Below are 12,345 nucleotides of genomic sequence, written 5' to 3'. Positions count from 1 at the left end.
CGCCGTGACTGCGAGGGCCGTGCTTCAGCCCCGCCCGCCGCGCGCGATTTCCTCGCCCGCGCGATGCGGCATGCGCAGCGTGACCGGAATCGACGCGAACGAGCACAGACCCACCACCAGAAACGCCGGCCAGAAGTCCGACCACATGATGCTCGGATGCCCATGCAGCGCGCGCGAAATCTGCAGCACGATCCCACCCACCGTTACGCCGAGACCGAGCGACATCTGCTGCACGACGCTGCCCAGGCTCGTCGCGCGGCCCACGTCGCGGCTGGCGATTTCCGCGTAGGTCAGCGAATTCAGGCTGGTGAATTGCAAGGCGGGGAAGAAGCCGCCGAGCAGCACGACGACCCAGATGATCCAGACCGGCGTGCCCGGGAAAAACAGGCCGCAGGCCGCGATCGAGATGCCCGACAACACGGCGTTGACCACCAGCACCGAACGGAAGCCGAAACGATGCAGCACGGTCGACGCGATCACCCGCATGAACATGCCGCCAAACGCCGACGCGCAGGTAATCAGCCCGGATTCGAAGGCGCTCATGCCGTGACCTTCCTGCAGCATCAACGGCAACAGAAACGGCAGCGCGCCGAGGCCGATGCGAAACAGCGAACCGCCCAGCACGCTCGCCTGAAACGTCGGCACCTTGAAAAAGCGCAGATCCAGCAGCGGATGCTCGACACGTTGCGCGTACGCGATATAGCCGAGCAGCAGGACGGCGCCGCACGCGCACATGCCGAACGCGTCCTGATTCGAGATCATTTCGCCGCCCACCAGCGAAAGCCCGAGCAGAAGCAGCACCGCGCCCGCCGCCGACAGCAGGAAACCGATCCAGTCGAGCGGGCCGGGATCCGGCTCGCGCGTATTGGCGATATGCCGGTTGGTCAGGTAAATGCCGAGAATGCCGATCGGCACGTTAATGAAGAAAATCAGTCGCCAATGCAGATAGGTGGTGATAAAGCCGCCGAGCAGCGGACCGGCGGCGGGGCCGAGCAGGGCGGGCACGCTCAGATAATTCATCGCGCGAATGAAGTCGGCTTTGTGGACCACGCGAAAAATGATGATGCGCCCGACCGGCACCATCATCGCGCCGCCGACACCTTGCACGAACCGGGCAAGCGTGAAGGTAGCCAGCGAATTCGACGCCGCGCACAGCAGCGAGCCGGCCACGAAAATGCCGATCGCCGTCCGAAAGACGGTGCGCGCGCCGAACCGATCGGCTAGCCACCCGCACACGGGGATGAACACGCCGAGGCCCAGCACGTAGCTCGTCACGGCGATTTTCAGGGTGACCGGATCGCGCCCGAAGTCGCGTGCCATGGCGGGCAGCGCGGTGACGATCACGTTCGCGTCGACGCTCTCCATGAACATCGCGCAAGCGACGATAAGGGGCGCGATCATGGCTTTCTGAGCGGCGGTCATGGGGCAATGCTGCGGCGGACGGTCGCAGGCAAAGGGGTCATTATTGCACCTGTACGGTGCGGTTTGTTAACACCCGAGAGCCTTGTTCGAACCCTTTTCGAGATTTGCCATTCCCGTGGGGAATAAGAGCCACAAGGCGCGCGACTGTTATTGATATTTGTTGCGGTGCGGCACGAGAGGGCTATAATCGGGTTATTGCCTAGGTATAAACCCTATACAGGAGTCCGCCATGAACACCGTTTCGAATACCGTTTCGAATACCACCGCAACCGCAACCACCGGCAACAGCTGGCTCGGCAAGCTGCGCGCCCTGGCGCTGCAGGCGCTGAACATCCATCTGCAAACCTGCGCGATCATGGCCGAAGCGCATCGCCGCCCGCAGTAAAGCAGTGGTCTCGCTGAGGCCAAGCCGTAGTCAAGGCGCAGTCGGACGAGCGTTAAGCGTAGAAGCGTAGTACAGCAGGACAACCGGGCGGAGCGCGTGAACGCGCCCACTCAGGCCGCGCAGGGCGCCGCGCTTTCCAAAGCGTCGTAGCGTCGCGCGGCCGTTGCGCCTTACTCGCGGTGGGTCTGAGCCCGCACTGTCGCGACCGGCGGGCGCTCCCTGGTTGCACGCGCGGACAGCGCGCTCATCAGCAGCGCCATCGACACCAGTCCGACCAGATAAATCCCCGCCATCACCCAATCCTGTTCCGCCATCATCGTTCTCCCTCGTGTGTCCTGGTTCGCTCGGTGCGTGCAATGCGCGTTGCACGTCTGCCTTGATCTCGATTACGGCACACGACGCGCGAATCTTGATGCCGCGCGCCCGGGGATTAATGTGGGCCCGATCGCACCATGCAAGTCGCATGAAGATCGAATCTTTCGGCTCGGCAGCCCGATTAGCGTTTAAACTTCAGCCCCTTTCGGCCGCAGGGTTTCTGTCAGCCGCCATCGGCATCCGGCAAGATCGACCGTTTTGACCGGAGTGCCCGCGTCAGGCACACCCGCTGGTCGTGAGTGACCTCATTTCGATTCGCGCCCCAGGTTAATTCCCGGCGAACCGGCTGACGCTGTCAACCTTTTCGATTCGGTGCCGTTATCCATTTGTAATCGCCTGAGTAAGGCGACGCCGCGATGGACGTTTCCGTCGTCGCGACTGCTCCACGCAAGGCCCGCATTGACCTTATTCCACCGAAACAACAAGAAATTCGACCGGCTCGGCGCGCTGCTGAGCCGTGCATCGAAGACGCTCGGCAGCCGCGGCATGCTCTCGCCCGTGCTCGCGCTCGTCATTTGCGGGCTGCTGCTGGTCGTCTTGCAACATCTGTCGCAAGCGGTCGACTACCGCTCGGTGATGCGTCAGTTGCGTCATCTGAGCGCCGGCGAGTGGAGCGCCGCGCTCGGCGCGACCGCGCTCAGCTACGTCGCCTTGGTCGGCCGCGACGCGGTCGGTTTGCGCTATCTCGGCGCCACGGTGCCGCGCGTGGCGTTGTGGGTCGGCGCCACGGCGGGTTCCGCGCTCGGCAACGCCACCGGTTTCGGCGCGCTGACGGGCGGCGCGGTGCGCGCGCGCGTCTATGGTGTGACGGGCGTGACGCCCGTGCAGATCGGGCGGATGACGGTGTTCACGAGCGTGTCGCTGGCGCTCGCGCTGGTGTTGATGACGGCGCTCGGCATGGTGGGCGCGGCCGACACGCTCGCGCCGATGCTGCATCTCGCACCGTTCACGCTGCGCTGGACCGGCGCGGCCCTGCTGATCGCGCTCGCGCTGGCGGCGACCGCGTGCCGTCGTGAAACCCGGCCGGTGCGCACGCGCTGGCAGTGGTTGTCGTTCGATATTCCGGCGCGCCGCGATCTGCTCGCGCAAATCGCCCTGGCCGTGCTCGACGTGGTGGCCGCGGGCCTTGCGCTGTGGGCGCTGCTGCCGCATGCGGAAGTGAGCTTCGTGAGCTTCGTCACCATCTACGCGGCGGCCATGCTGCTCGGCATGATCGGCCACACGCCCGGCGGCGTCGGCGTGTTCGAAGCGGCCATGGTGTTCGCGCTGAACGGCAGCGTGCAGACGCATCAGATGGTCGCCGCACTGCTCGCCTATCGCGCGATCTACTTCGGGGTGCCGCTGATCGTGTCGGCGGCCTTGCTCGCGGGTTTCGAAGGCCGCGCGCTGAAAAGCCGTTTGCCGCTGCGGCATGCGGCGGGCGTGTCGAAACTCGCGCCGCTGTTTCTGAGCCTCGTCACGTTTCTGGTCGGCGGCATGCTGGTGATTTCCAGCGCGACGCCCGCCTTCTGGCAACGCATCCTGATTCTGCGCGACGTGCTGCCGCTGTGGGTGCTCGAAAGTTCGCAGATGCTGTGCAGCGTGCTCGGCGTGCTGCTGCTGTTCGTCGCGCGCGGCTTGCTGCGGCGTCTGGACGCCGCCTGGTGGATGACGCTGCTGCTGGCCGTGCTGAGCCTCGGGCTGTCGCTGACCAAGGGTCTCGCGTTCGTCGAAGCGGGTGTGCTCGGCACGCTGATCGCGCTGCTGCTGTCCACGCGGCGGCGCTTCAACCGTCATTCGTCGCTGTTCGCCGAACGCTTTACGTCGGGCTGGCTGGTGTCGATCGCGATGGTGCTGATGCTGGCCGTGTGGGTCATGCTGTTCGCCTTCCGCGACGTGCCGTACACGCGCGACCTGTGGTGGCAATTCGCCTTCGACGAACGCGCGCCGCGCGCGCTGCGCGCGACGCTGGCGGCGAGTCTGTTCGCAGCGATCTTCGCGTTCTGGCAGTTGTTGCGTCCGGCCGCGGGCCGCTTCGTCAAGCCGGCGCCGGAAGATCTGCACGACGCGGCGCGCATCGTGCGGGCGCAGGAACGCAGCGACGCCGGTCTCGCGCTGATGGGCGACAAGAGCTTTCTGTTCTCCGAATCGCGCGAAGCCTTCCTGATGTACGCGAAATACGGCCGCACGTGGGCCGCGCTGCACGATCCGGTGGGACCGCGCGAAGAGTGGGCGGGTCTGATCGGCAAGTTCGTTGCGCTCGCCCATGCTCACGGCGGCCGCGCGGCGTTTTATCAGGTACGCGCCAATGCCTTGCCGCTGTATCTCGACGCCGGCCTCACGTTGATGAAGCTCGGGGAGGAAGCGCACGTGGCGCTCGACGATTTCGATCTGAAGGGCTCGCATCGCGCGCATCTTCGCTATGCGCTCAAGCGCGGCGAGCGCGACGGCTTCAGCGTCGAAGTGATCGATCAGGCCAACGTGCCGGCGTCGCTCGACACGCTGCGCGAGATTTCCGACGGCTGGCTCGACAGCCGCGACGCGCGCGAGAAAAGCTTTTCGGTGGCCGCGTTTACCGACGAATACCTCGCAGCGCAATCGGTGATGCTGGTGCGCCAGAACGGCGAGCCGGCCGCCTTCGTGACCTTCATGACGACCGATATGAACACCGAGGCGACGGTCGGCGTGATGCGTCACGTGGAAAGCGCGTCGTCGTATGCGATGGAATATCTGTTCACGCAACTCGCCTTGCATCTGAAGCAGGCGGGGTTCCGCTCGCTGAGTCTGGGTATCGCGCCGCTTTCCGGCATGCAGCCGACGCCGCTCGCGTCGCGCTGGCACCGGTTTGCCGGCATCGTGTGGCGCTTCGGCGGCCGCTTCTACAACTTCCGCGGTCTGCGAGCTTTCAAGAGCAAGTTCCAACCGCATTGGGAGCCGCGCTATCTCGCGGCGTCGGGTTCGGTCGGCGTGTTCTTCACGCTCGCGGACCTGTCATTGCTGGCAGGAGGCCGGCGTTCATGACCTTGCAATCGTTTTTCCGGCTCGCCGTGGCGACGAGCCTCGTCACCGGCAGCGCGTTCGCGCACGCAACCCCCACCACCGTGCCGGGCGGCCGTTTCGGCGACGTGACGGTGACGCAGCCCACGGGTCCGTTGCGCGGCTTCGTGGTGCTGTATTCGCAGGCGAGCGGCTGGAGCGCGGCGGATCAGCAGAGCGCCGAGGCGCTCGCCAAGGCTGGCGCGTTGACCGTCGGCGTGGATAGCGCGCGCTATGCCGCCAATCTGGCCGCGACGAAAGAGACCTGCCACAAGCTGGTGGGCGACGCGGAATCGCTGAGCCATCAACTCGAGCGGCAATCGCAGTCGGCCCGTTATTTCGCGCCGATCGTCGCCGGTACGGGGCAAGGCGCGACGCTCGCGATGCATGTGCTCGAACAGGCGCCCTCGAATACGATTGCCGGCGCGGTTTCCGTGGATCCCGAACGCACGCTCGACGCACGCTTCCAGCCGTGCCCGCCGGACCCCACGGTGATCCGCGACAAGATACCGGGCTTCGTCGACAAAGCGACCACGGGGACGGCCGATCGCGCGCGCCTCGTCGCGTTGCTCACGCCGCATCTGCAAGTGCTGTCGACCAGCGACGACGACGTCTCCGATCTGCCGCTGATCGAATTGCCGGCGGCGCACCCGAACGGCCTGATGGCGATCGTGATTTCCGGCGACGGCGGCTGGCGCGATCTCGACAAGACCATTGCGCTGGCGTTGCAGAAGGACGGCGTGTCGGTGGTCGGCATGGACAGCCTGCGCTACTTCTGGAGCGAGAAGTCGCCCGCGCAAACCAGTCGCGACCTCGCGCGCATCATGCAGACCTATGGCGCGCGCTGGCATGCGCAACACATCGCGCTGGTCGGCTATTCGTTCGGCGCCGACGTGATGCCGTTCGCTTATAACCGCTTGCCCGAACCGCTGAAGTCGAAGGTCTCGCTGATCGCGTTGCTCGGCTTCGCGCCGGACGCCGATTTCCAGATTCGCGTGGGCGGTTGGCTCGGCATGCCGGCGAGCGACAAGGCGTTGAAGGTGCAGCCGGAACTGGCTCATGTGCCGACTTCGCTCATGCAATGCTTCTATGGCGAAGACGAGAAGGACACGTTGTGTCCGGCGCTGGGCAAGACCGGCGTCGAGGTGATTCGTACGTCGGGCGACCACCATTTCGGCCGCGACTACAACGCGCTCGAGCAACGCATTCTTGCCTCGTTCAGGAAGCAGAGCGGCGTGCACGATTGATCGCCGCGACGCTCCGCACATCGTGTCGGGCGTCGTGACGAGGGATTGACAAAGCGTGCCAAGTCAACGAAGATCGCCGACATGAACTGCCTCGACATCCGTATTGCGCTGATTATTAGCATCATTCATCGAATGGTGGGTTAGCGCGCGTCGGTCTGCAGTGACATCGAAGTGACAAACTAACCCGCCCCACGAGGCGGGTTTTTTTATGTCCGCTTACCTGCCTCCTGGTGCATTTCCCGCTGATTCGTTATTGCCGCACAGGAGCTTGCCTTGCCGTTACACGAACTCACCCAGGCGGCCGAAGCCGCTGAAAGCGTCGCGCTTCGTCACGACTATCTGAAGAAAACCCTGACCGCCCGCGTGTACGACGTGGCCCGCGAGACCGAACTCGAACACGCGCCGAATCTGTCGGCACGTCTGCGCAATCCGGTCTATCTGAAGCGCGAGGACAACCAGCCGGTGTTCTCGTTCAAGGTGCGCGGCGCGTACAACAAGATGGCGCACATTCCAGCGGAAGCGCTGGAGCGTGGCGTGATTACCGCATCGGCGGGCAATCATGCGCAGGGGGTGGCGTTGTCGGCGGCGCGTATGGGCGTGAAAGCGATCATCGTGGTGCCGGTGACCACGCCGCAACTGAAGGTCGATGCAGTGCGCTCGCATGGCGGCCCGACCGTCGAGATCGTGCAGTTCGGCGAGTCGTACAGCGATGCCTATGGTCACGCGGTGAAGTTGCAGGAAGAGCGCGGACTGACCTTCGTGCATCCGTTCGACGATCCGTACGTGATCGCGGGCCAGGGCACCGTCGCGATGGAAATTCTGAGCCAGCACCAGGGGCCGATCCACGCGATCTTCGTGCCGATCGGCGGTGGTGGGCTGGCGGCGGGCGTTGCAGCGTACGTGAAATCGGTGCGCCCGGAGATCAAGGTGATCGGCGTGCAGACCGACGATTCGTGCGCGATGGCCGTCTCGCTGAAAGCGGGCGAGCGCGTCACGCTGAGCGAAGTGGGGCTGTTCTCCGACGGCACCGCAGTGAAGCTGGTGGGCGAAGAAACCTTCCGCCTGTGCAGCGACTATCTCGACGACGTGCTGCTCGTGAACACCGACGTGCTCTGCGCCGCGATCAAGGACGTCTTCCAGGACACCCGCAGCGTGCTCGAACCCGCGGGCTCGCTCGCTGTCGCCGGCGCGAAACAATACGCCGAGCGCGAAGGCATCGAGAATCAGACACTGATCGCGATCACGTCGGGCGCGAACATGAATTTCGATCGCATGCGTTTCGTCGCCGAGCGCGCCGAAGTGGGTGAAGCGCGCGAAGCGGTTTTCGCCGTGACGATCCCCGAAGAGCGCGGCAGCTTCCGGCGTTTCTGCGAACTGCTCGGCACGCGCAGCGTCACCGAATTCAACTACCGGATCGCGGATGCGAATTCCGCGCATATCTTCGTGGGCGTGCAGATCCGCAATCGCAGCGAATCGGCGCAGATCGCGGGCGCGTTCGAAGCGCACGGTTTCGCGACCGTGGATCTGACTTTCGACGAACTCTCGAAGCAGCACATCCGCTACATGGTCGGCGGCCGCTCGCCGCTCGCGCACCACGAACGTCTGTTCCGTTTCGAGTTTCCCGAACGGCCCGGCGCGTTGATGAAGTTTTTGTCGTCGATGGCGCCGAACTGGAACATCAGCCTGTTCCATTACCGCAACCAGGGTGCGGACTATAGCTCGATCCTCGTCGGCATTCAGGTGCCCGAAAGCGAGAACCCCACGTTCGACCAGTTTCTTGCCACGCTCGGTTATCCGAACTGGGAAGAGACGCAGAATCCGGTCTATCGCCTGTTTCTCGCTTAGTAAAACGCGTCGGTGTTTACCTTAGGTCCACCGAACGCAGCAAACCCGCAACGGTTATCCGGCGAATGAGCCACAAGCTCCGCCTGGACAGCGTTAGCGCGCTTTTCGATCCACTAGCGCCACGAGCTGACGCCTTACCGTTATCTCAAAACCAGATATCTCCTATCCGCCATATCGCGTTGCGCGATACAGGCCGTGATCGCCACACTGAGCGCCAGTCAAACAACACGTCATGGGACCGGAGAACGCGCTAGCGCGCCCACGCCGGTCGACAGGAGACAACTCATGCGCACTCAAGTTGGCATCATCGGCGCCGGGCCCGCAGGCCTGCTGCTTTCCCATCTGCTGCATTTGCGCGGCATCGACTCCGTCGTGCTCGAAGCGCGCTCGCGCGAACAGATCGAATCCACCATCCGCGCCGGCGTGCTCGAACAGGGCACCATGGACCTGCTGATCGAAGCGGGTGTGGGCGCGCGCATGCAAGCCGAAGGCGCGTTGCATCACGGCTTCGAACTGGCTTTCGAAGGCAAACGCCGGCGCATCGATCTGACCGGACTCACCGGCCATTCGATCACGGTGTACGCGCAGCACGAAGTCATCAAGGATCTGGTGGCGGCGCGCGTGGCCGCGGACGGCGCGCCGCGCTTCGGCGTGTCGAATGTGTCGATTCACGGCATCGAGACCGACTCGCCGTCGATCCGCTACCAGCATGAAGGCGAAACGCACGACCTGCAGTGCGATTTCGTGATCGGTTGCGATGGCTCGCAAGGCGTGTCGCGCGCGGCGATTCCGCAGGCGCTGCGCCAGGACTTCGAGCGCGTCTATCCGTTCGGCTGGTTCGGCATTCTGTGCGAAGGCGTGCCGTCGTCGGAGGAATTGATCTATGCGCGTCACGAGCGCGGCTTCGCGCTGGTTAGCACGCGTTCGCCGAATGTGCAGCGGATGTACTTCCAATGCGATCCCAAGGATTCCGTCGACAACTGGTCCGACGACCGGATCTGGGCCGAGTTGCACGCACGCGTCGATTCGCACGATGGGCGGCAAGTCGTCGACGGCAAGATTTTTCAGAAGAACATTGTCGGCATGCGCAGCTTCGTTTCCACGACGATGCAGCACGGCCGGCTGTTCCTCGCCGGCGACGCCGCGCACATCGTGCCGCCCACCGGCGCGAAGGGGATGAATCTCGCCGTTGCCGACGTCCGTGTCCTGACGCGCGCATTGAGCGCGTTCTACACGGAGAATCGGATGGATCTACTCGACGGCTACAGCGAAACGGCGCTCAAGCGCATCTGGCGCGCCGAACATTTCTCGTACTGGATGACGAGCATGATGCATCGCATTGAAGGCGCAACGCCGTTCGAGCAGCAGTTGCAAGTGGCGGAGCTGGAGTATGTGACGACTTCACGCGCGGCGGCGACCGCGATGGCCGAAAATTACGTGGGTGTCGCCGTGGCGTAGCAATGAGCGAGCGGGGCGCGTAACGCGGCGCTCTGCACGGGTCGAAGCACCGTCGTTTTCATTGTCGTGCGCAAAGCAACAGTGTATTCAGGATTAGCGGATTTATCCCCTATCACCGGGCACCTAGACTGTGTATATGGCTGTGGTGATAGCCAGATTCACGGCGCGTTTAGAAATAAATGCGGAGACAAATTCTGGAGGTGGTTTCATGAAGTCGCTCATTCAAACCGTTGCTATCGCGGTGGCGTTGGCCGTGCCGGTAGCCTCATTTGCCGAGTCATCCATGCAGCCGGCGGCGCAAGACGCGCAGTCGGTGCAGGCGTCGCCGGCCGATCAACAGAATGCGGCGCAGGGCGCCAACAGCGGTTATGGTTCGGGCAGCCGTGGTACGTGGCAAGCGGGTTACGCCAACGACACGACGGTGAGCTCCTATTCGCCGCCAATCCGCAACGCTCGCTAAACGCGGGCGCACGACTTGGGCCCGCGACGGCGACGAGTTCGCCGTCGCGGGCAATGTGCAATCCACAATTCACAATTCACAACCCGCTTGAATCGGGATCGGGCTCGACATCACGACGTCCGCATCAACGTCATCTCGTTGTGCAGCAGCGCGATCAGATCGTCGTCCGTTGGCCGCGTGCCCCAATGCCGCGCGCCTGCTACCGAAGCAATCGCCATCCACGAATGCGGTGGAAACCACTCGCGCAGCAGCGCGCCATCCTGACGCACACATAATCGGCCGGTCTGTTCGCTGTATTCGGCGCAGACGACCTTGTCGTCGATCTGCGCGGTGACGCGTCGTGGTTCGCTGCGTAGCAAGGCGTCGCTCCTCGAATAGGTGTGGCGCGAATGGCTGCGCGTTCCGGCTTCGTCAGCGACGCTGCCTGGCGCAGGCATCAATGGTTGTTGCCGTGCCAATCGCCGTCGTGGCCATGATCGTAGTGATCGCGACCCTCGGGACCGTGCCAGTCGCCGTGCGGACCGCGGGCGTCGTGCCATTCGCGTTCGTCGCGATGACGTGCTTCCCACTCGCGACGTTCCCAGTAACGGTGACCGTCGTAATAGCGCTCGCCGTACCAGCCCGGACTCACCACGACGACCGGCGGAGCGGGTGCGTAAACCGGCGGCGGAGGCGGCGCGGCATAGACCGGTTGCGGCGCATACACCGCGCCCGGGATGCCGATGTTCACACCCACGTCGACGTGCGCGAGCGCCACCGACGACGCGCCGATTCCCAACCCTGCAACGATCGCTGTCGACCACCAGCGGCTTCGTGAATTGCTCATGTTTTATTCTCGGTTTCTACGATTGAGTGTGAGGGGTCTGGCGCAAGCGAGGCCTAGTAACGATCGTGATAGTAGTGATCGTGATAGCCGCCAGCGGGCACCACGATGCAACCGCCTAAAGCACTGCCGAGCGTGACGGCGAGAATGACCAGCGCGAGGATTCGTTTCATGACGTTGCTCCGTTGTTGCGTGTGACCGAACTCTACTGAGCGGCGCCATTACCGATGTGTTCGTGTGTAACAGGACGTGTCGATCCCGGCTCGTGCCGTAGCTGCGCAGGACGTATGGGATGGCGATGATCGACGCTGACAGGCGAGCACCGCACCGTCGCGGCATGGGCGGCCAAGCCATTGAACGCACGATGAAAAAAGCCGCGTCGTCGCGCAATGCGGTGGCCAGCGCGAGTAAAGCGTCCGATGTATGAACGGCCGTTATCTATACGGCATTGTGTTGCGTTGCCGATTGGCGCAGCGGATACATTCAGTTGCAGACTGAGGGCGCCGTGCAACATTGTCAGCCGGCGCTCGCGCGTTTGACGTAGCTCGCACGGACGGTCGGACCGCGCACAAGTCGGGCAACATCCGCCTGACATCAGCTTTTCTTAAGCTTTGCTCCGTAGCATCGCCAGAGCGCGCGCGCCGCACGCAGAGCGCCCAGGCGACGCCGCCGGTATTGCACGACAACCCAACCACCGCCCAACCACCACCCACGTAATCATCATGATGCGATCCAACGAAGCCAGTTCACGCCGCGACCTGATGGCCTATGACGCCGTAGCGAAGTTTTTTCATTGGCTGGTGGTCGTGCTGATCGCCGCCCAGTTCGTGCTCGGCTGGACCATGCCGGACGTACACAAGGACACGCGACCGGACGGGTTGATTGCGTGGCATCTCGGTGTGGGCGCAACGTTGATCGCGGTCGTGGTGCTGAGGATCGTCTGGCGCTTCACGCACAGGCCGGCGCCCGCGGCGTTGTCGCCGGTTCTCAGCGTCGTTTCGCATATCACGCACGGACTGCTGTATGTCGCCCTGGTGGTCGTGCCGGTGTTGGGGTGGGCCAATGCGTCGTCGCGCGGCTGGTCGGTCAGGCTGCTGGGTCTGCTGCCGTATCCGGCCATCGCGCCGGTGGGGTCGCCTGTCGGTCACGCGATGGGCGATATTCACGGCGTTCTGGCGTGGGTGCTGTTCGCGCTGATCGCGCTGCACGTGGCGGCAGCGCTGTTTCATCGCTTCGTGCTGAGGGACCGGATTTTGCAGCGCATGCTGCCATGAGCGGCCAACCTGTCGGGTAGTGCGTTGAAGTGCCGGGGCGT

Annotated in this window: 12 protein-coding genes; 8 read left to right on the top strand and 4 right to left on the bottom strand. The window is 63.9% G+C overall.

Annotated elements, in window-relative coordinates:
• Positions 1–24 precede the first annotated feature (24 nt).
• A complete protein-coding gene (locus BX591_RS00795; protein ID WP_111928860.1) occupies positions 25–1,422 on the bottom strand; it encodes an MFS transporter in 1,398 nt (465 codons plus the stop codon).
• Positions 1,423–1,651: 229 nt separating this feature from the next.
• Between BX591_RS00795 and BX591_RS36315 the strand changes: the two genes are divergently transcribed.
• On the top strand, positions 1,652–1,807 hold the full coding sequence (locus BX591_RS36315; RefSeq protein WP_167444482.1) for a hypothetical protein: 156 nt from the start codon (positions 1,652–1,654) through the stop codon (positions 1,805–1,807).
• A 170-nt stretch (positions 1,808–1,977) separates the two neighbouring features.
• On the opposite strand, the gene BX591_RS36310 is transcribed toward BX591_RS36315, so the two are convergent.
• Entirely contained in the window at positions 1,978–2,124 is a 147-nt protein-coding gene (locus tag BX591_RS36310) for a hypothetical protein (protein WP_167444481.1), read from the bottom strand.
• 544 nt (positions 2,125–2,668) lie between these two features.
• Between BX591_RS36310 and mprF the strand changes: the two genes are divergently transcribed.
• The 5 genes from mprF (at position 2,669) to BX591_RS00770 (ending at position 10,207) form a co-directional block, all read left to right on the top strand.
• Positions 2,669–5,182, top strand: coding sequence for a bifunctional lysylphosphatidylglycerol flippase/synthetase MprF (gene mprF / locus BX591_RS00790; RefSeq protein WP_244146924.1), 2,514 nt, complete (start codon positions 2,669–2,671; stop codon positions 5,180–5,182).
• Positions 5,179–6,444, top strand: a complete 1,266-nt coding sequence (locus tag BX591_RS00785) for a virulence factor family protein (RefSeq protein WP_111928858.1) — start codon at positions 5,179–5,181, stop codon at positions 6,442–6,444. The genes mprF and BX591_RS00785 overlap by 4 nt, the downstream gene beginning before the upstream one ends.
• Before the next feature lie 273 nt (positions 6,445–6,717).
• The gene (ilvA, locus tag BX591_RS00780) at positions 6,718–8,289 is read left to right on the top strand and encodes a threonine ammonia-lyase, biosynthetic (protein WP_111928857.1); all 1,572 of its coding nucleotides are present in this window, start codon (positions 6,718–6,720) and stop codon (positions 8,287–8,289) included.
• Between the two features lie 285 nt (positions 8,290–8,574).
• Entirely contained in the window at positions 8,575–9,747 is a 1,173-nt protein-coding gene (locus BX591_RS00775; RefSeq protein WP_111928856.1) for a 4-hydroxybenzoate 3-monooxygenase, read from the top strand.
• Between the two features lie 208 nt (positions 9,748–9,955).
• On the top strand, positions 9,956–10,207 hold the full coding sequence (locus tag BX591_RS00770; protein WP_111928855.1) for a hypothetical protein: 252 nt from the start codon (positions 9,956–9,958) through the stop codon (positions 10,205–10,207).
• 110 nt (positions 10,208–10,317) lie between these two features.
• Here the strand turns inward: BX591_RS00770 and BX591_RS00765 are convergent, their stop codons facing one another.
• Both BX591_RS00765 and BX591_RS00760 read right to left on the bottom strand, forming a co-directional pair.
• A complete protein-coding gene (locus tag BX591_RS00765; RefSeq protein WP_111929333.1) occupies positions 10,318–10,566 on the bottom strand; it encodes a hypothetical protein in 249 nt (82 codons plus the stop codon).
• 77 nt (positions 10,567–10,643) lie between these two features.
• The gene (locus BX591_RS00760; protein WP_111928854.1) at positions 10,644–11,033 is read right to left on the bottom strand and encodes a hypothetical protein; all 390 of its coding nucleotides are present in this window, start codon (positions 11,031–11,033) and stop codon (positions 10,644–10,646) included.
• 289 nt (positions 11,034–11,322) lie between these two features.
• On the opposite strand from BX591_RS00760, the gene BX591_RS37115 reads away from it, so the two are divergent.
• Entirely contained in the window at positions 11,323–11,457 is a 135-nt protein-coding gene (locus BX591_RS37115; RefSeq protein WP_276330755.1) for a hypothetical protein, read from the top strand.
• A gap of 298 nt (positions 11,458–11,755) precedes the next feature.
• Positions 11,756–12,304, top strand: a complete 549-nt coding sequence (locus BX591_RS00755; protein ID WP_111929332.1) for a cytochrome b — start codon at positions 11,756–11,758, stop codon at positions 12,302–12,304.
• Positions 12,305–12,345 lie beyond the last annotated feature (41 nt).

The organism is Paraburkholderia bryophila, from assembly GCF_003269035.1.
Taxonomy (GTDB): domain Bacteria; phylum Pseudomonadota; class Gammaproteobacteria; order Burkholderiales; family Burkholderiaceae; genus Paraburkholderia; species Paraburkholderia bryophila.
Note: the sequence above shows the minus strand (reverse complement) of the source record. Positions and strands in the feature narration are given on the sequence as shown.